We start from the raw sequence: 19,046 nt of genomic DNA, 5'->3' as shown, positions 1-19,046 counted from the left end.
TCAGCGGGCCTGCTCCGCGGGGTGTACGCGCAGTGCCTCGCCGAGGTCGCTGAGGATGTCGTCCGCGGTGAAGGCGGCACCCTTCGCGTACTCCGCGCCGTACCGGCGGTCGCCCAGCGCGGCGCGGGCGGCGGTCTCGGCGCGCTCCGCCCGCGCGCGCTCCGGCATGGGGCGCGGATGGCCGCCGCGCCGGCGCTCCGCGGCGGCGAGCAGGCGGGTGGCTCGCGGGAAGTCTCCGAGGTCGGCGAGGAGTTCCGCCGTGCCGTCCACGAGCGCCGCCACGATCGCGTCGGCACACCGGCGTTCCACCGCTTCGCCGACGGTGTCCACGAACTTCGGCAGTCCGTGCCGCGGGCCCGACTCGGCGGCGGTCACCTTGGCGTCGACCGAGTTCAGCATCACCGTGAACTGCGGCGGCGGCGTGCCTCGTCCGGTCTCCGCGCGGGCCGCACCGCACAGTTCGCGCGCGCGGGCGGTGTCCTTCTCGTCCAGCGCGATGTGGGCGCGGATGAGCAGGACGAACGCCCGGGAGTCCGCCACACCGTAGCGGTCGGCGGCGGCGGCCGCGTCGTCCAGCGCGCTCAGCGCGGCCGCACGGTCGCCCCCGCGGTAGGCGATCTCGGCGAGCCGGGCGACGAGGAACGGCGTCTCGGCGTAAGCGCCCACCTCGTAGGCGAGGCGCAGGGCCTCCTCGTACTCGCCCTTGGCCTCCTCAAGGCGGCTGCGGGCCATGGCTGCCTCGCCGGCCGCGCTGCACACCTGGGCCCACATCCAGCGGTCGCCGACGCGTCGGCTGAGCACGCGCAGCTCCGCAAGGTCGTCGTCGACGCCCTCCATGCCGCCGGGTGAGTCGACGGCCATGTGCGTCCGGAACATCAGGGTGACGCCGACGGCCCAGTCACCACCGTGGGCCCGGCAGTTGGCGACCGCGACATCGACGGCACGGACGTCCATCGAGCCGCTGAGGAGGTAGGCGGTCAGCGGCCAGACGATGCCGGGCAGACGGGCCGCCTGCGGGCCGCCCCGCTCGAAGAAGGCCCGGACCCGGCCGAGGTACCGGCGCAGCCTCTCGTCCAGCAGGCCGTCCATCGGCTCGATCTCGGACCTGAGGAAGAGGTGCAGCATCCGGAGGTTCATCCGCGGGGTGTGCAGCGGATGGTGTGCCTCCTCGTCCGGGGCGGCGAGGTAGGCGTCGACCGGGTCGAGGGGGACGGGGGCCCGGTTGGCCACGGGAGCGGTACCGGCCGTGGAGACGTTGCCGGCCGCGTCCAGGGCCACGCCCAGGCGCAGGACCTGGTCGAGCCATTCCACGCCCTCGTGCCGGTAGTTGCGCAGCCACCAGAACCAGCCCATGGCGAGGGCGAGGGCGGCGGCCTCCGTCTCGGCCCCGGCGGCGATCGCGCGGTCGAGCGCCGCGCGGATGTTGTCCAGCTCGGTTTCCAGACGGGAGATCCAGGGGAGTTGCTCGGCGGAGCGCAGCAGCGGTTCGGCCTTCTCGACGAGCGCGCGCACCCACGCGCGGTGCCTGCGCTCGGCCGCGGCGCGCAGCTCGGGGACCTCGGCGGCGCGCTCGACGGCGTACTCGTGGATCGTCTCCAGCATGCGGTAGCGCATGCCGACCGAGCCGCCCCGCTCACAGGGGGTGGCCACGACCAGGGACTTGTCGACGAGCGCCCCGACCAGGTCCGCGGCGGGGCCGGTGCACACGGCCTCCGCGGCGGCGAGGTCCCAGCCGCCCGCGAACACGGACGCCTCGCACAGGACCGTCCGCTCCCGTTCGTCCAGCAGCTCCCAGGACCAGTCGACGACCGCGCGCAGGGTCTGCTGGCGGGGCAGGACCGTTCGGCTTCCGGAGGTGAGGAGGCGGAAGCGGTCGTCGAGGCGGTCGGCGATCTGCCGGGGGGTGAGCAGCCGCAGCCGGGCGGCCGCCAGCTCGATGGCGAGCGGCAGCCCGTCGAGGCGCCGGCAGATCTCGTCCACCGCTTCCTTGTCGCCGAGCACGGCCGCCGCGTCGGGGCGGACGGCGGCAGCGCGCTCGGTGAAGAGGCGGTGCGCCTGGTCGGGGAGCAGGGGCTCGACCGGGCGCACGGACTCGCCGGGGACGCCCAGGGGTTCACGGCTGGTGGCGAGAATCGTGAGCCCCGGGCAGCGGGTGAGCAGCGTCTCGGCGAGCTCGGCCGCCGCTTCGATCACATGTTCGCAGTTGTCAAGGATCAGGAGCTGGCTGCGCGGGGCGCAGTACTCGACGAGCAGGGCGACCGGGTCGTCCTGCGGGCCCGTCAGCTCCGTGGTCATCAGCACGGTCTCGCGCAGACCGAGCGCGCTGACCACCGCGCCGGGCACCGCCTCCGGCCGGTCGAGCGGGGCGAGCTCGGCCAGCCAGGCCTGCGGAAGGCCGGCGGCAGCCTCCTCGGCGAGACGGGTCTTCCCGGAGCCGCCCGGTCCGGTGAGGGTGACGAGACGGGCCCTGTGCACCTCGGAACGGATGGCGTCGAGTTCGGGTTCCCGGCCGACGAAGGACGTCAGCCGCGGGCGGATGTTGCCGGTGCGCTCGAGGTGTTCGGGGTGTCGTGGGCGGCGCGCGGCGGCGCGCGGCGGTGCGTGCGGCGCCGCGGCCGGCCGGACGAGCAGTTCGGTGTGCAGGGCGCGCAGTTCGGGACCGGGGTCGGTGCCGAGGCCGTCGGCCAGGGCGCGGCGGGCGGTCTCGTAGGCGGCGAGGGCGTCGGCGCCGCGGCCGGTGTCGCGCAGGGCGCGGATGAGGAGGGCGTGCAGCGGTTCGTCGTACGGGTGGGCCGCGGTCAGTTCCGTCAGCTCCGGTACGACGTCGTGGGCGCGGCCGAGCCGCAGGTCCGCGTCGATCCGGGCCCGGGTCGCCTCTTGGCGCAGCGCCTGGGGGCGGGTCGCGGCGCCGCGGTCGGGGAGGTCGGCGAGGGCGGGCCCGCGCCACAGGGCGAGAGCGTCGGCGAGGTCGCGGGCGGCCGTGGAAGCGTCGCCCCGGTCGAGAGCGGTGGTCCCCTGCCGTACGAGGTGCTCGAAGACGAAGAGGTCCACATCGCGCTGTTCCGCCGCGAGCCGGTACCCGCCGGGGTCGGAGGCGACGGCGTCCTTGCCGACGGTACGGCGGAGCCGGCCGACGAGGGCCTGGAGGGCGGCCGGGGCGTCCTGGGGAGGCGTGTCCGCCCAGACCTCGTCGATCAGGGTCTGCGGGCCGGTGACGCGGCCGGGGCGGAGGGCGAGGGCGGCGAGCAGCGCGCGCAGGCGGGGGCCGCCGAGGGGTATGACGGCGCCCTGGTCGTCCTGCGCCTGGGTGACGCCCAGGATTCTGTACCGCACCGGGACATTGTCGCCGGGGTGCCGGTGCGGGGCACGGGGTTTCCGCTTCGGCCCCGGCGCCCGCGTCCCCTACGACCCCGCCCCGCCGACCTGCCGCACCCGCACCACCCCGCCGCCGGATGATCCCGTACCCAGCATCCCGTTCTGCGGGGTGATCCCCGCCGGTACCGCACGCGCGCGTGCGGGTGTGCCCGTCCAGCACGTGCCCCTGCGCGCCAGCAGCCGGCCGAGCCACAGCTCCAGTGACACCAGGTCCGCGAGGCCGTCCAGGGGCAGGGGCTCGCCCTCGGCCGCCGCCCGCAGGGCCTTGCGGACCACACGCGCCTCCACCAGGCCCGCCTGCGCGAGCAGCGGCGTGCCGAAGAGGGCCGTCAGGGAGTCCGCGGCCACCCGCAGCCCCGTACGCGCGGCGGCGGCCGCACCGTGGGACGGGGCGCCCCAGCCGGGCGGGAGGTCGGCGACCCCGGCGCCCTCCAGAACCGTGCGCAGGATCTCGGCCCGTGCGCCGGGCTTGACGCGCAGTGCCTCCGGGAGCTCGCGGCAGGCCCGGACGACCTGGTTGTCGAGGAACGGCGCGTGCAGGCGCTGGAAGCGGATCTCGGCGGCCTGTTCCAGCACGCGCAGGTCCGTCGCAAGCCTCGTCAGTGCCGCACGCGCGCGGAAGTCGCCGGGCCGCTGCCCCGGACCCACCCCTGAGCGAAGGGTCGCCCCTTGCAGGCGAACCGATACTTCAGCGAGGGCCTCCCCCGTCAGCCAGCGCGCAGCCGGCCCGGGTCCGGCCCAGGTGAGCGCGGCGAGGGACGCCTCGACGGCGCCTGCGGGTTCGTCGAAGCGGCGGTGCAGGAGGCGGTCGGCCAGGACTTCCAGGCCGGCCCGGTAGGGCGTACGGGCCAGACGCCGGGCGGCGCCGTACACGCGCGCCGGGACGAGCACCGAGCCGTCCGCCCTCGCCAGTGCGGCGACCGGGCGCACCAGGTGACGCCGCTTGCGGTCCATCAGCAGGTCCGCCAGTCGTGCCGGGTGCGCGTCCAGCGCCTGGCGTGCGCCGTAGCCCGTGAAGTGGTCCGCGCTGCCGGACGCCAGCCGCGCGCGGTGGCGGGCCGCCGTCACCAGGCAGGGGCCGGGCTCGTCGGTCAGCGGGCCGTCCAGGTCTGCGTAGGGGAGGGTGTCCTCGCCGCCGGTCACCACCACGTGGTGCAGCCGCGGGTTGGCCGCCAGGGAGCCCGCCCGCTCCAGCTCCGCCTCCCGGCCGCCCACGGCAAGGTCGTTGAAGGTCACGGCGAGCAGCCGCTCGCCCGCGCCCGTGCCGTGGCCAAGGACGGTCCCCGGCATCCCCGGCAGACCGGCGGCCAGCAGCGCCAGCGTCGCCGACGCCGGTCCGCCGGACAGGTCGGCCCCGATCCCGGGCACCGGCATCCCGCGCGCGGCGCGCCGCTCGGCCGGCCCCATGCCGGGCACCGGCCCGGGGTCGATGTCGGCGCCGGGGACGTGGCGCGGGGCCGACAGGCGGGCGCGGACCGCCTCGACCAGGGCGTCGCGCACCGCGTCGACCGCACTGTCCGGGTCGGCGGAGGGCGCCGCCACCGCCAGGGAGGCGACCGGCTCGTACCCGGCGATCTCACGTGCTCCGGCGCGCAGGATCAGCGCGTGCCCGGGCGGAATGCGCCGCACGCCGTCGTAGGGGGTGGAGTCGTGCAGAGCGGCCGGTACGTCGGGGGCGGCGAGCAGCGCGGCGAGGTGCCCGAAGTCGAGGTTGGCCTCGATGAGGTCCGCGAGCGGCAGCGCGGCCGTCGCGTACGCGGTGCCGCCTGCCCACGGGGTGTGGAACACCGGGCGCGCGCCCGCGAGATCGCCGCAGACGGTGATGCGGCGGCCCACCTGGGCGACGGCCGTGTAGCTGCCCGGCCAGGCCGTCAGATGCCGCAGGGCCCCTCCGCGCGCGGCGAAGAGTCCGACCCGCAGCTGCTCGTCCGTCGCGCCGCAGGTGCCGAGGACGGCGATCCGGTTCTGCGCGTCGGCCTTCACGACCCGTACCTCGTCGGGGCGCCAGTCGCCGACCGCCCACAGCGGGTCGGGGTCGCCCCACAGGAGTTGGGAACCCACCGGGTGCACGGTCTCGCCGTCGTGCCCGGTGGCCCCCGCGGAGCCGGTCTCGGCGGCCCCCGCGGCGGTGCTGCTCCACCCCACCAACCACCGCATCGACGCCTCCACAGGCTGTGGACAACCAGTGCACCGCACGAACTCGGCACCATGCTGCCACGAAGGACGCGTCACAGAGAGGCGACGGAGCCGCTTGTGCTCCGCGGAACGCGCTGCCGGGAACGCTCCCGTGCCGCGGCGAACGCCGGGGCGGGGCAAGGAAACCGAGCGGCGACGGGAGCAGCTGCGACGTGAATGCGCCCCCGGTACGCTCCCCCAAAACCCCTAACGCGCCCTCAAGTTCCGTGGTGAGAGGCCTGATCACTGGCGAAGAGCAGAGTCGATTTTCAGCCAAATCGGCGGCGGCGGGACAACGCTGCACACGCTCCGTACACGTTCCGCCCAGCAGTCGGCCGACGCGCAGTCCGGGAGGCGGAGTTCGCCCCCCGGACCGGTCCGCCGCCCGCGGGGATGGAGGCGGCGGTGTCCCCCAGCCCACTGGATCCAGTACAGCGGGCCGACCCACGCACGACCATGGAAGCGCTCCCCGGATGGCCGGAGAAGAGCGCACGGACGGGCGCACGGCCACACAACAGGAGCACGCCGCAACAGACCGTCGCGGGCCCGCACTTGAGTACGGACCACAATCCCGCCATCCGGAACAATGCCTCTTAACGCCTGGGATGCGGCGAACTACGCTGGGTTTACGAATGCCGCGTGGTTATGCCAGCGCGGCAGCCGTCTGTGTCGAGGGGTGGCGCATGTCCAGGGAGCAACGCGGGCCGAACGAAAAACTCGGCGCCGTTCTCGCCCTCGCGGGAATCAGCAACGCAGGACTCGCACGACGCGTCAACGACCTTGGGGCTCAACGCGGGTTGACTCTTCGCTACGACAAGACGTCGGTGGCGCGCTGGGTGTCGAAGGGCATGGTGCCGCAGGGTGCTGCGCCGCACCTCATCGCCGCCGCGATAGGGCAGAAGCTCGGCCGCCCGGTGCCGCTCCACGAGATCGGCCTGGCGGACGCGGATCCCGCCCCCGAAGTCGGCCTCGCCTTCCCCAGGGACGTCGGGCAGGCCGTGCGCTCGGCGACGGAGCTGTACCGTCTCGACCTCGCCGGACGCCGGGCCGGCTCCGGCGGCATCTGGCAGTCGCTGGCCGGATCATTCGCGGTGAGCGCATACGCAACGCCCGCCTCACGGTGGCTGATAACCCCGGCCGACAGCTCGGTGGCGCGCGAGGTGAACCCGTCAGAGGGCTCCGGCGCACCGCTCAAAGTCGGCCACAGCGACGTGCAGAAGCTGCGTGAGGCAGCGGAGGACGCCAGGCGCTGGGACTCCAAGTACGGAGGCGGCGACTGGCGTTCGTCGATGGTGCCGGAGTGTTTACGGGTGGAGGCGGCCCCGCTGCTGCTCGGCTCCTACTCCGACGAGGTCGGCCGGGCCCTCTTCGGCGCGTCCGCCGAGCTCACCCGCCTCGCCGGCTGGATGGCCTTCGACACGGGCCAGCAGGAAGCCGCCCAGCGCTACTACATCCAGGCACTGCGTCTCGCGCGAGCGGCCGCCGACGTCCCCCTCGGGGGGTACGTACTGGCGTCGATGTCACTGCAGGCGACCTACCGCGGCTTCGGCGACGAGGGCGTCGACCTCGCGCAGGCCGCCCTGGAGCGCAACCGCGGCCTGGCCACTTCCCGCACCATGAGCTTCTTCCGCCTCGTCGAGGCACGCGCCCACGCGCGCGCGGGTGACGCCCAGGCGGCCGGCGCGGCCCTGAAGGCGGCCGAGGGGTGGCTGGAGCGCTCCCGCGAGGGCGACAGCGACCCGTCCTGGCTCGGCTTCTACTCGTACGACCGTTTCGCCGCGGACGCCGCCGAGTGCTACCGCGACCTGAAGGCTCCGCGCCAGGTGCGCCGCTTCACGGAGCAGGCGCTGTCGAAGCCGACGGAGGAGTTCGTGCGCTCGCACGGCCTCAGGCTGGTCGTGTCGGCGGTCGCCGAGCTCGAGTCGGGCAATCTGGACGCGGCATGCGAGCAGGGCGTACGGGCGGTGGAGGTCGCGGGGCGCATCTCCTCGGCACGCACCACCGAGTACGTGAAGGACCTCCTCCACCGGCTGGAGCCGTACGGCGACGAACCGCGCGTGGTCGAGCTGCGGGAGCGGGCGCGGCCGCTGCTGGTCGCCCCTGCGTAGCCGCCGGGTCCCGTCTCGTCTGCCTTGTCGCGGTGGTTCCGGGGCCGCGGGCCGTCTGTGGCCGGTCGCGCCCCGCGGCGGAGCCGCACATGTCACAGCCCCGCGCCCCTTCGGAGGCGCTGTCGCGCCATCCTCCCGGGTTTGAGCGCACTGTCAGTGGTGCAGTGCACTATCGAAGCGGGAGGTGGTGCGGGTGCGGGAGCTCGCGTACGACTGTGACGTGCTGGTGATCGGAGGCGGGATCGTCGGTCTGTCCACGGCGTATGCGATCACGCGTGCGGTGCCGGGCACGCGGGTGACGGTGCTGGAGAAGGAGCCGGGGCCGGCCCGGCACCAGACCGGACGCAACAGCGGGGTCATCCACAGCGGGATCTACTACCGCCCCGGCTCGCTCAAGGCGCGGTACGCGGTGCGGGGCGCCGCCGAGATGGTGAAGTTCTGCGCGGAGTACGGCATCGCGCACGCGGTCACCGGCAAGCTGATCGTCGCGACCGAGCGGACCGAGCTGCCCCGCCTGCACGCGCTCGTGCAGCGCGGCCGGGAGAACGGGATTCCGGTCCGGGAACTGCGCGCGGGCCAGATCGCGGAGTACGAGCCGGAGGTGCGGGGGCTCGCCGCCATACACGTCGGGACCACCGGTGTGTGCGACTTCACGGGCGTCGCCCGCCGGCTGGCCGAGGCGTCGGGGGCGGAGATCCGCTACGGGGCCGAGGTCGTGCGCGTCGACCGGCGCCCGGCTCTGGGCGTCGCCGTGCTCACCGCGGACGGCGCCGTCGTCCGCGGGCGGGTACTGGTGAACTGTGCCGGACTGCACTGCGACGAGATCGCACGGCTGACGGGGGACGACCCCGGGATGCGCATCGTGCCGTTCCGGGGGGAGTACTACTCGCTGGCGCGGCCCGAGCTGGTGCGGGGGCTGGTGTACCCGGTACCGGATCCGGCGTTTCCGTTCCTCGGGGTGCATCTCACGCGCGGGATCGACGGAGACGTGCACGTCGGCCCCAACGCGGTACCGGCACTGGCCCGGGAGGGGTACGGGTGGGGTGTGGTGCGGCCGCGGGAGCTGGGGACGACGCTGGCGTGGCCGGGTGCCTGGCGGATGGCCCGGCGGCACTGGCGGTACGGGGCGGGGGAGCTGCGGCGGTCGCTGTCGAAGGGGGCGTTCACGGCGGCGGTGCGGAGGCTGCTGCCGGCTGTCGAGGAGCGGGACCTGCTGGCGACGGCCGCGGGGGTGCGGGCGCAGGCGGTGCTCCGGGACGGGACGCTGGTGGACGACTTCCTCATCCAGGAGGGGGCACGGGCCGTGCATGTGCTGAATGCACCGTCTCCGGCGGCCACGGCTTCGCTGCCCATCGGGCGGGAGGTGGCCCGGCGGGCGCTGGCCGTGCTGGGATGGGTGTGACACAGGCTCTGCGGGGTGGGCCGACTCCGGTCGGTCTGTACCGCCAAACCCCTGGCCACGGCCATACACGTAAAATCGACCCCACTGTGTCTGACTCCCCCATCACCCCCGAAGCCCCCCGGCCCGCCCCGCTCACCCCCGGCGAGCAGCCCCCGCACGCCCCGGGTGTCTCCGTCCGGCACACCAGGGCCAAGGGCGAGCCCCGGTTCCCCGACGGACCGCAGGCCGATCCCGCCGGGTCGCACTTCGAGCGGCGGATCCGGAGTTTTCAGCCGCGGCGCAGCCGGGTGACCACGGGGCAGGCGGACGCGCTGCAGCGGCTGTGGCCCAAGTGGGGGCTGGACATCGACGGACGGCGGGTCATCGATCCCGCCGAGCTGTTCGGGAACGGCGATCCCGTCGTGCTGGAGATCGGGTTCGGCATGGGGGAGGCCACGGCCCTGATGGCCGCCGCCGCCCCCGGCACCAACATCCTCGCCGTCGACGTGCACACCCCCGGCCAGGGCAATCTGCTCAATCTCGCCGATCAGAACGGGCTGTCCAACATCCGCGTCGCCAACGGGGACGCGATCATCCTGCTGCGCGAGATGCTCGCCCCGGACTCCCTCGACGGCCTGCGCGTCTACTTCCCCGACCCCTGGCCCAAGAAGCGGCACCACAAGCGGCGGCTGATCCAGCCGGAGTTCCTGTCGCTGGCCGCGGCCCGGCTCAAGCCGGGGGCGATCGTGCACTGCGCCACCGACTGGGAGCCGTACGCCGAACAGATGCTCGAAGTGCTCACCGCGCACCCCGACTTCGAGAACACCCAGGCCGACGGCGGTTTCGCGCCGCGTCCCGGCTTCCGGCCGCTGACCCGTTTCGAGGGGCAGGGACTGGACAAGGGACATGTCGTGAACGACCTGCTCTTCCGCCGCGTACAGCGAGAAGAAAACCGCACAGACCAACCCCCCACCGGCGCCTGAGCCCCCGTGCACGCCCTCGCGGGCGGCACGACGTACCGTCGCGGGCGGCGCCCCTGCCTCGTTAGGGTCAATTTCGTGGCCACCTGTCCCCCGTACCCGACGCACTCCAGCGATCCCGCCGGCGGCGTACCGCGGCACGCGCACTGGTGGCAGCGATGGGGGTCCCCCCGGGGCCGAGCGCATTCGAGGGCTTCGGGGAGGGTTCGCTACGGCGCACTGATCACCCTGCTCACGCTCTCCGGGCTGGTCATCCTCGCGCTGGTCCGCGAGCAGACCGGCACCGAGGGGTTCCTGGTCGGGCTCGGGCTCGCCGTGCTGCCCGTACCGCTGCTCATAGCCGCCTTCCGCTGGCTCGACCGCGTCGAACCGGCTCCCTGGCGGAACCTCGTGTTCGCCTTCGCCTGGGGCGCCTGCGCGGCGGCCTTGATAGCGATCGTCGCCAACAGCTTCGCGACCAGATGGATAGAGACGGCGACCGCCGATCCGTCGAGTGCCGACACGCTCGGGGCGACCGTGATCGCACCCGTCGTGGAGGAGTCCGCGAAGGCCGCCGCCGTCTTGCTCGTCTTCCTCTTCCGCCGCCGGGAGTTCACCGGGATCGTCGACGGGGTGGTCATCGCCGGGGTCACCGCGACCGGCTTCGCGTTCACCGAGAACATCCTCTACCTCGGCACCGCCTTCGGCACGGACCAGCTCACGGGCGACCGGGGCATCGCCTCCGTCACCGCCGCGACCTTCTTCGTGCGGGTCGTCATGTCGCCGTTCGCGCACCCCCTCTTCACCGTCCTCACCGGCATCGGCTTCGGCATCTCCGCGCTCTCCGCGGAGCGCCGGCACCTGCGGCGCGTACTGCTGCCGCTGACCGGGCTGCTGCTCGCGATGGGCATGCACGCGATGTGGAACGGCTCGTCGGCGTTCGGCGAGTACGGCTTCTTCGCCGTGTACGCGGCGTTCATGGTCCCCGCGTTCGGCCTGCTGACCTGGCTGGTCATCTGGACGCGGCAGCGCGAGCTGAAGACCGTGCGGGCCGAGCTGCCCGCCTACGCCGTGACGGGCTGGCTGACCCCGGCCGAGCCGTTCGCGCTCGGCTCCATGCGGGCCCGGCGGCTCGCCCGGGACTACGCCCGGCGCCACCTCGGGAAACCGGCGGCGCGGCAGGTGGCCCAGTACGAGGCGTACGCGACCTCGCTGGCCTTCCTGCGGCACCGGGGGCGGCTCGGCCGGGCGGGGGCCGACTTCGTCGTACGGGAACGCGAACTGCTGCACGAGCTGTGGCGACGACGCGCGGTGGCGCGGCCCGCGCTGGACTACGCGGCGAGGGCCACGGCGCCCCCGGTGCCGGTGGCCGCGCCGCCCTGGCCGGTGCACGGGGCATATGGGTACGGCTACAGGTACGGGCATGGGCATGGGCACGGGTATCCGGCGGTGCCGTATCCCGCCTACAACCCGTATCGGTCATAGGGCCTACGGGCGCGGTTCGACACCGACGGACGGCGCCGTTACGGCGGAAGGGAACGGCTCAGGCAGACGCCTGAGTCAGCCTCCCGGCCTCTTCCTCCGTCAGCGTCAGCTCGCCCACGCCCACCAGCGCCGGCAACTGCTCCACCGTCCGTGCGGAGGCGATCGGCGCCGCCACCGTCGGCCGGCCCGCGAGCCAGGCCAGAGCGACCGTGGCCACCGGGACGCCGTGGGACCGGGCGATCTCGTCCAGCGCCGAGAGGACCTTCCGGCCGCGCTCGGTCTCCAGGTGCTTGCCGGCCCCCTGCGCCCGGGCGCTGTCGACCGTCGCACCGGCGCGGTACTTGCCGGTGAGGAAGCCGGAGGCGAGCGCGAAGTAGGGGACGACGGCCAGGCCGGACCGTCCGGCGAGGTCCTGCAGCCCACCCTCGTAGGTGTCGCGCGAGACCAGGTTGTAGTGCGGCTGGAGCGCCACGTACCGGGCCAGACCCTCGCGGTCGGAGAACTCCAGGGACGCGGCGAGCCGCTCGGGAGTGATGTTGGAGGCGGCGATGTGCCGCACCTTGCCCGCCTTCACCAGCTCGTCGAGAGCGCCGATGATCTCCTCGACCGGGATCTCCGGCTTGTCGAAGTGGGTGTAGTAGAGGTCTATGTAGTCGGTGTCCAGCCGGCGCAGGGAGGCGTCGGCGGCCGCCTTGATGTTGGCGGCTGACAGGCCCTGGAAGTCGGGGTGCTGGCTGACCTTGGTGGCGACCACGATGTCGGAGCGGTTGCCCCGGGCCTTGATCCACTTGCCGATGATGGTCTCGGACTCGCCGCCCGTGTTGCCCTCGGCCCACGCCGAGTAGGAGTCGGCGGTGTCGACGAAGTTGCCGCCGGCGGCCCGGTATGCGTCGAGCACGGCGAAGGAGGCCGCCTCGTCGGCGGTCCAGCCGAAGACGTTGCCGCCGAGGGAGAGCGGGAAGACCTCGAGGTCGGAGGAGCCGAGCTTGCGAAGAGAAGTCATGCTCTGCGTCAACGACCTTGAGGGAGCGGTGAATTCCGCGACCGACCGCAAAGATCCCGTAAACGCGTGGCCGGCGGGTCCCGCACCCACAACGTCGGCATCCCGCACCCACCAGACCGGCAGCCCTGACGTCGGGGGGGGTGCCGTCAGGACTGCCGGGGTTCGGATGGAGATGAGCGCCGGGGCCAGGAGGCCCCGGAAAGCTCAGGGGTTGAGGCCCTTGCCGCGCAGCCACGCCATCGGGTCGACGCCGTCGGCGCTGCCGCCCGGGTGGACCTCCAGGTGCAGATGCGGCCCGGTCACGTTGCCCGTGGCGCCCACGCGTCCGATGACGTCACCCGTGTTGACCTTCTGGCCGACGCTCACGCTGATCGACGACTGGTGGCAGAACCACAGCTCAGTACCGTCGTCCAGGGTCAGGATCGTGCGGTAGCCGTACGACCCGGCCCAGCCGGCCTCGGTGATCGTGCCGGAGTGGACCGCCTTGATCAGCGTGCCCGTGGGCGCGGCGAAGTCGAGGCCGGTGTGGTAGCCGGAGGACCACATGGAGCCGGCCTGGCCGAAGGTCGAGGTGATCGTGTACGAGGAGGTCGGCAGCGTGTACTGCTTGGCCAGCTCGGCGAGACGCTCGGCCTCGGCCTTCTCCGCGGCCTCCTCCTCCGCCTTCTTCTTCGCGGCGGCGGCCTTGGCCTCGGCCTCTTCCTCCGCCTTGGCGGCCGCCTCCGCGGCCTCCTTCTCGGCGGCGGCAGCGGCGACGGCGGCGGCCTTGGTGTCGACCTGGTCCTGCTGCTGCTCCGCCTGGGCCATGATCCGGGTGCGCAGGGCCTCACCGGCGTCGGAGGCGCCCTGCGCGCTGTCGGCGGTGGACACGCCGACGCTGCTGAGCGCGGTCGCGGAGCCCTGGGTGTCGTCGGCGGAGTCGTCCGGCAGCAGTGAGCCCACGTTGGGCAGGTCGGGCATGGAGATGGACACCGGTGGCTTGCCGGTGTTCGCGCTGGCCATACCGCCCGCGCCGACGGCGGCGATGACACCTACGCCGAGGACGGTGGAGCTGCGGGCGAGTCCCCCGCCGCGCTGCTTGGCGACGCGATGCCGGCCGCGTACCGGGCGAATGGATTCCTCGGTGGGGTTCCATTCCTCCCACTGGCCCTCGTCGGTGCGGTAGCCGCCGTAGCCGAAGGTCTGGGGGTCACGCTGGCTCGGCACGAACGGGGCTTGCGGGGCAGGCCGGTTGGACGCCACGTGGGCGTACTCCTTTCCTTCCTTCTCGCCTACCGGGTTAGCTGACGGGTTCGGAGCAGGAAGGTCTCCTACGCGCGTATACCAGCCGTGCCTGCACGGCTGTCTACAAGCGATTCACCCCAAGGTGGTGGTTCCCCGGTTCCCTTGCGGGATTCGGCGCGTGCGCACGGAGCCGCCTCTTGTGACGGCTGGGACGACCGCGCTGCGTTATCGAACGTTAATAGACGCGGGCACCCGATTCCAAGCAGTTCCACTTGATCATTAAGCTTTTTGGAGAGGACGTACACGCCATGACCGGTAAAAAACGGGCAAGTTGAACTTGCATCAGCGGTCTCGCAGGCATTGACGGTATGTCAGTTGCCATGCTTGCGGGGGGCGGTCGGCCGATCACCGCCCGTCATGCCCGCAGCCCAGGGGTGGAAACACGCCCAGGGGTGGAAACACACCGAAGGCCGGAACCCTTTCGGATTCCGGCCCACGGATATGCCGTCAATACCCGGCCTTCAGTAGCGGGGACAGGATTTGAACCTGCGACCTCTGGGTTATGAGCCCAGCGAGCTACCGAGCTGCTCCACCCCGCGTCGGTAGACACCAGTGTACGCCATGCGCGGGACGCCGAGCACCAGCATTAAACGCCGGGGCCCAGCAGGTGCCGATTGGGCGCCTTGGCCCGCTCCTCGAACTCCGGCAGTACGACGACGTGGGCGCCCTCCGCCGCCAGCAGACCGCTCCCGTCGGCCCCCGCGACGAACGTGTCCGGCTCCCGCCAGGCCGTCACCACCCGACGTATTCCCGAGTCGAGGATCAGCCGGGCGCAGGGCGCGGGCCGGGACGCACGCCGGGCGCAGGGCTCCAGGCTGCTGTACACCGTGGCGGAGGCGAGCCGCGGGTCCGTCGCGTCGATCTTCGCGAGGGCCGCCTCCTCCGCGTGAACGACCGGGTCGGCGCCCTCCCGCGAGTGCCCGCGCGCGAGTTCCGTACCGTCGGCCGCCACCACCACCGCCCCCACGCTGAACGCGGTCCGCGACGGCGGGCACCGCCCCGCCAGCTCACAGGCCAGCGCCAGCCAGTGCCGGTCGGCCGCGGACGGCACGTCCGCCGTGCCGGGGGCCGTGGGCTCGTACCGCATGAGGACGACGTCCTCGATCGGCCGCGTCTCCACCAGCCGCAGCCGGCCGCCCTGGTAGGCGCCGGGGCCGAACAGGCGGGGCGCGTCCGGGGAACCGACGAACAGCGGGGCCAGGACCAGCTGGAGTTCGTCGGCGAGGCCCTGCTGGAGCAGCTGCGTGTGGATCCGTCCGCCGCCCTCGACCATGAGGCGCCGGACGCCGCGCACGTCGTGCAGGTGCTCCAGGAGGCGCCGCCAGTCGAGTTCCGGTCCCAGGGCCACGACGTCGGCGGCGACGGGGGCCTGCCGGAGACGTTCGGCGCCCTTCTCCGTCGTGTAGACGAGCTTCTCGCCGCCCGAGTGCCAGAAGTTCGCGGACGGGTCGAGATCGCCGGAGCCGCTGACGGTGACCTTGAGGGGGTATTCCGGCTTTCCCCCGGCGACGCGGGCGGCCCGGCGGTCGGGCGAGTAGACCAGGAGACGGGGGTTGTCGGCGCGGATCGTGCCCGCGCCGACCAGGATCGCGTCGACCGACGCGCGCACCTCGTCGACCCGGTCGAAGTCGGCCGGGCTGGAGAGCGGGAGGCGCTCGGGGCCGGTGTCGTCCAGGTAGCCGTCGAGGGAGACGGCGGCGGACAGCAGCACGTACGGGTGGGGCATTCGGCGCACTCCCCGGCTGGGTGGGACAGGTCTTGGTTCAAGTTTGAAACAAACCTACACTGGGGGCATGACGACTCGCTGGCTCACTCCGAAGGAGCAGCGCGCATGGCGCGCGTACCTCGCCGCGACGCGCCTCATGGAGGACGCGATCGACCGGCAGCTCCAGCAGGACGCCGGCATGCCCCATCTCTACTACTCCATCCTCGCCAACCTCTCCGAGGCACCGGAGCGCCGGCTGCGCATGACCGAGCTCGCCGAGAAGTCGAAGATCACGCGCAGCCGGCTGACGTACGCGGTGACACGCCTGGAGAAGGACGGACTGGTCCGGCGCGAGAACTGCGGGTGGGACAAGCGGGGCAGCATCGCGGCGCTGACGGAGGAGGGGATGACCGTCCTGGAGCGCACGGCGCCGGGGCACGTCGAGACGGTGCGCGCGTCCGTCTTCGACCAGCTCACCGACGAGCAGGTGGGGCAGCTCGAGGAGATCTGCACCGGGATCGCGCGGGCCCTGGAGGGCGAGGGGGACGGGGACCGCCCGACGGTCGACGAGGTGCCGTGGCGGCGCCGCTCGAATCCGTCCTGTTCCTGATCGTTCCGTTTCCCGATCGCCCCGTTTCCCGATCCGCGGGTTTCTTTCCGGTACGTGACGCTACCCGCCCATCAGTTGCTTCAAATTTAAAGCATGAGGTAGGGTCCCGTTTCGGTGAATCTGTTTCAAATCTGAAGCAGACGCAGACGACCGTGCCAGCCCACCGGACCGGAGGCCCCGCATGCCCGACTTCCCCGCCGCCACGCCGCGCGCCCGCGTCCGGGTACCGCTGCGCTTCCACGACGGTTACGGCGTCGACGCCGAACTGGTCACCTTCCACGGCCTCGCCGACGGCCGGGAACACGTCGCGGCCGTCCTCGGCGACCCCGGCCCCGTCCCCCTGGTCCGGCTGCACTCCGAGTGCCTGACCGGAGACGCCTTCGGCTCGGCCCGCTGCGACTGCGGCCCGCAGCTGCGCGAGGCGGTCGAGCGCATCGCCGACCACGGCGGCGTCCTGCTCTACCTGCGCCAGGAGGGCCGGGACATCGGCCTCTACAACAAGCTCGACGCGTACGCCCTCCAGGACCAGGGCCTCGACACATACGCCGCCAACACCGCGCTGGGCCTGCCCGAGGACGCCCGCGACTACACGGCCGCCGCCCAGATGCTCCGGGCCCTGGGGATCACGGAACTCGACCTGCTGTCCAACAACCCGGACAAGGCAGGGCAGTTGCGGGACCTGGGCATCGGTGTCCGCGACCGCGTGCCCACGGGCGTCTTCACCACCGCCCACAACGTCCGGTACCTGCGCGCGAAGGTGCTCCAGACCCAGCACACGCTGCCGCTGGGGGAGTTGGGCGAGGCGCAGGAGCTGATGGAGCGCAGCGCGGGCTGAGTGCGCGCCGGCGGTCGTGGGCGTCTATCGCGGTGCGTGCGCCGGATACGCCAGTACGGCCGGCCGGCACCCCGCGGTGGCCGCTGTCGCTCGGCGGCGGCCCCAGCTTCAGGAAGACGCTGCGGATGCGCAGCTGCTGAAGGAGCACGGCTGCTCGGCCGCGCACACCGCGGTGGCGCCCGCTCCCCCGGGCACCCGGAAGATCGGCACGCTTCTCGTCCGGGCCCGTGCCTGATCAGCCCGCCCCCGGCCCTTCCCCCGAAGGGTCATGATCGTCTGCACTTCGCCCGAGCGGCGGCCGGGCCAACGATCTCCAGGGCCCCGAAAACGGCCTGAGCCCCAGCCCAGATGTGCTCTGAACTGGGGCTCTTCCGTAGGCCCTGTGGGACTCGAACCCACAACCAATGGATTAAAAGTCCACTGCTCTGCCAATTGAGCTAAGGGCCCAGGCGATGTTGCCTCCCCGAGCATAGCCGGACCTGGACGTGTCTCCGATCGGGTATCGGAGACACGGCCACGTCAGTCGGGCAGAACAGGTCGGGAGTGTTACGGATCTACCGGTTCGGGGGCACCCTTGCGACGCGCCTCGCGGGCGATCGTGCGTGCGTGTTCCGGGTTGAGGAACCAGTGCCGTGCCGAGGCCGTCCACCACAGCGCCGCGAAGCCGAGGACCACCAGGACCGCGAAGGGGGCGTAGTTGAAGGTCTCCCAGGTGACCGGCGAGAGCTGCGGCAGCATGAACAGGACGGTGATGACCCCGACCCACGCCACCGACACCACGCCGATCACTCCGGACCACCGGCCCAGGTGCCAGGGCCCCCGCTGGAAGTCGTCCCCCTTGCGCACCCGCAGCAGCGTCGGGATGACGTACGCGATGTAGAGCCCGATCACCGCGATCGACGTCACCGCCGCGTAGGCCGTGTAGTTGATCAGGTACGGCAGGCCGAGCGCCAGCGCGCCCGCGACCGCCAGCCACACCGCCGCGACCGGTGTGCGGGTGCGCGGGCTGACCGTGTGCCACACGTGTGAGAACGGAAGGGCACCGTCGCGCGAGAAGGCGTAGATCATGCGGCTGTTGGCCGTCACCGACGCCATCCCGCAGAACAGCTGCGCCCCGATCACCACCAGCAGGAGCAGCTTGCCCGCGGTCGCGCCCAGCGCGTCGAGGAGGATCTGGGCGGGCGGCGCGCCGGTCGGGGAGGAGAGGGCGCCGTCGTACGACTGGATCGCGAAGGTGAAGCCCAGGAGCAGCACGAAACCGGCGATCCAGGACGTCCAGATGGACTGCACGATGCCCTTCGGCCCCGCCGTCGACGCGTCGTGCGTCTCCTCCGTCATGTGGGCCGAGGCGTCGTACCCGGTGAAGGTGTACTGGGCCATCAGCAGGCCGAGCAGGACGACGTACACGCCGCTTCCCCACCCGGTGTTGTTGACGAACTCGCCGAACACGAAGGACGCGGACTGGTGCTCGTCGGGGACGAAGGTCAGCGCGCCGACGATCAGCGCCACGCCCAGCACGTGCCACCACACGCTCACGCTGTTGAGCAGGGCGACGATCCGCACGCCGAAGGTGTTGAGCAGGCCGTGCAGCAGCAGGATCGCGGCGAACAGCAGCACCGTGCGGCCCGGAGTCACCTTGAAGTCGAACTGGAGGTTCAGGTAGGCCCCCAGGAAGGAGGCGGCCCCGAAGTCGATGCCGGCCGTCACCGCCACCTGCCCGAGGACGTTGAACCAGCCCGTGAACCAGGCCCAGGCCGCGGCCGTACGGGGCGGGGCGAGCCGGTGCGCCCAGAAGTACAGGCCCGCCGACGTCGGGTACGCCGAACAGATCTCGGCCATCGACAGCCCGACGAACAAGGTCATCAGGCCGACCGCGACCCAGCCCCAGGTGATCACGGCGGGGCCGCCCGTGTTCATGCCGAAGAGGTACAGCGTCAGGCAGCCCGACAGGACCGAGATGATCGTGAAGGAGACCGCGTAGTTGGAGAACGCCGACATGCGGCGGGCGAGAACCTGCGTGTAGCCGAGCTGGGCAAGGCGTTCTTCGTCGGAGAGCCCGCTCGCTCTGGCGTCATCTGTCATGCCCCCAGCAATTCCCTCACCGGGGGCGTGACACACCTCACAAC

The 19,046-nt window shown here is 72.6% G+C and carries 12 protein-coding genes, 2 tRNA genes and 1 riboswitch; of the genes, 6 read left to right on the top strand and 8 right to left on the bottom strand.

The window, feature by feature from the left end; genetic code table 11:
• Entirely contained in the window at nucleotides 1-3,333 is a 3,333-nt protein-coding gene (locus tag ACZ562_RS07250; RefSeq protein WP_471174737.1) for a BTAD domain-containing putative transcriptional regulator, read from the bottom strand.
• 69 nt (nucleotides 3,334-3,402) lie between these two features.
• Nucleotides 3,403-5,532 carry an asparagine synthase-related protein gene (locus ACZ562_RS07245; RefSeq protein ID WP_471174735.1) on the bottom strand — a complete coding sequence of 710 codons (2,130 nt, stop codon included), beginning with the start codon at nucleotides 5,530-5,532 and terminating at the stop codon, nucleotides 3,403-3,405.
• 701 nt (nucleotides 5,533-6,233) lie between these two features.
• Here ACZ562_RS07245 and ACZ562_RS07240 point away from each other — a divergent pair.
• From ACZ562_RS07240 to ACZ562_RS07225, 4 genes are all read left to right on the top strand, one after another.
• On the top strand, nucleotides 6,234-7,658 hold the full coding sequence (locus ACZ562_RS07240) for an MFS transporter (RefSeq protein WP_471174733.1): 1,425 nt from the start codon (nucleotides 6,234-6,236) through the stop codon (nucleotides 7,656-7,658).
• A gap of 193 nt (nucleotides 7,659-7,851) precedes the next feature.
• Nucleotides 7,852-9,060, top strand: coding sequence for an L-2-hydroxyglutarate oxidase (lhgO, locus tag ACZ562_RS07235; protein WP_471174731.1), 1,209 nt, complete (start codon nucleotides 7,852-7,854; stop codon nucleotides 9,058-9,060).
• 86 nt (nucleotides 9,061-9,146) lie between these two features.
• Nucleotides 9,147-10,022, top strand: coding sequence for a tRNA (guanosine(46)-N7)-methyltransferase TrmB (gene trmB / locus ACZ562_RS07230; RefSeq protein WP_471174729.1), 876 nt, complete (start codon nucleotides 9,147-9,149; stop codon nucleotides 10,020-10,022).
• Nucleotides 10,023-10,097: 75 nt separating this feature from the next.
• A complete protein-coding gene (locus ACZ562_RS07225) occupies nucleotides 10,098-11,483 on the top strand; it encodes a PrsW family intramembrane metalloprotease (RefSeq protein WP_471174727.1) in 1,386 nt (461 codons plus the stop codon).
• Nucleotides 11,484-11,541: 58 nt separating this feature from the next.
• On the opposite strand, the gene ACZ562_RS07220 is transcribed toward ACZ562_RS07225, so the two are convergent.
• From ACZ562_RS07220 to ACZ562_RS07205, 4 genes are all read right to left on the bottom strand, one after another.
• The gene (locus tag ACZ562_RS07220) at nucleotides 11,542-12,486 is read right to left on the bottom strand and encodes an aldo/keto reductase (RefSeq protein ID WP_471174725.1); all 945 of its coding nucleotides are present in this window, start codon (nucleotides 12,484-12,486) and stop codon (nucleotides 11,542-11,544) included.
• A gap of 204 nt (nucleotides 12,487-12,690) precedes the next feature.
• Nucleotides 12,691-13,728 (bottom strand): M23 family metallopeptidase, encoded by a 1,038-nt coding sequence (locus tag ACZ562_RS07215; RefSeq protein ID WP_471174723.1) that lies wholly within the window; start codon nucleotides 13,726-13,728, stop codon nucleotides 12,691-12,693.
• Nucleotides 13,729-13,739: 11 nt separating this feature from the next.
• A riboswitch (cyclic di-AMP (ydaO/yuaA leader) is annotated at nucleotides 13,740-13,897 on the bottom strand.
• Between the two features lie 338 nt (nucleotides 13,898-14,235).
• Nucleotides 14,236-14,309, bottom strand: a tRNA-Met gene (locus ACZ562_RS07210).
• 47 nt (nucleotides 14,310-14,356) lie between these two features.
• Nucleotides 14,357-15,496 (bottom strand): dihydrofolate reductase family protein, encoded by a 1,140-nt coding sequence (locus ACZ562_RS07205; RefSeq protein WP_471174721.1) that lies wholly within the window; start codon nucleotides 15,494-15,496, stop codon nucleotides 14,357-14,359.
• Between the two features lie 67 nt (nucleotides 15,497-15,563).
• Between ACZ562_RS07205 and ACZ562_RS07200 the strand changes: the two genes are divergently transcribed.
• Together ACZ562_RS07200 and ACZ562_RS07195 are read left to right on the top strand one after the other, a co-directional pair.
• Entirely contained in the window at nucleotides 15,564-16,085 is a 522-nt protein-coding gene (locus tag ACZ562_RS07200; protein WP_471174718.1) for a MarR family winged helix-turn-helix transcriptional regulator, read from the top strand.
• Between the two features lie 181 nt (nucleotides 16,086-16,266).
• Nucleotides 16,267-16,920, top strand: a complete 654-nt coding sequence (locus ACZ562_RS07195) for a GTP cyclohydrolase II (RefSeq protein ID WP_471174716.1) — start codon at nucleotides 16,267-16,269, stop codon at nucleotides 16,918-16,920.
• A gap of 374 nt (nucleotides 16,921-17,294) precedes the next feature.
• Here the strand turns inward: ACZ562_RS07195 and ACZ562_RS07190 are convergent.
• Nucleotides 17,295-17,367: transfer RNA gene (locus ACZ562_RS07190), tRNA-Lys, on the bottom strand.
• Nucleotides 17,368-17,466: 99 nt separating this feature from the next.
• The gene (locus ACZ562_RS07185) at nucleotides 17,467-19,002 is read right to left on the bottom strand and encodes an amino acid permease (RefSeq protein ID WP_471174714.1); all 1,536 of its coding nucleotides are present in this window, start codon (nucleotides 19,000-19,002) and stop codon (nucleotides 17,467-17,469) included.
• Between the last annotated feature and the right edge of the window lie 44 nt (nucleotides 19,003-19,046).

This window comes from Streptomyces sp. NPDC040410 (assembly GCF_055595715.1).
Note: the sequence above shows the minus strand (reverse complement) of the source record. Positions and strands in the feature narration are given on the sequence as shown.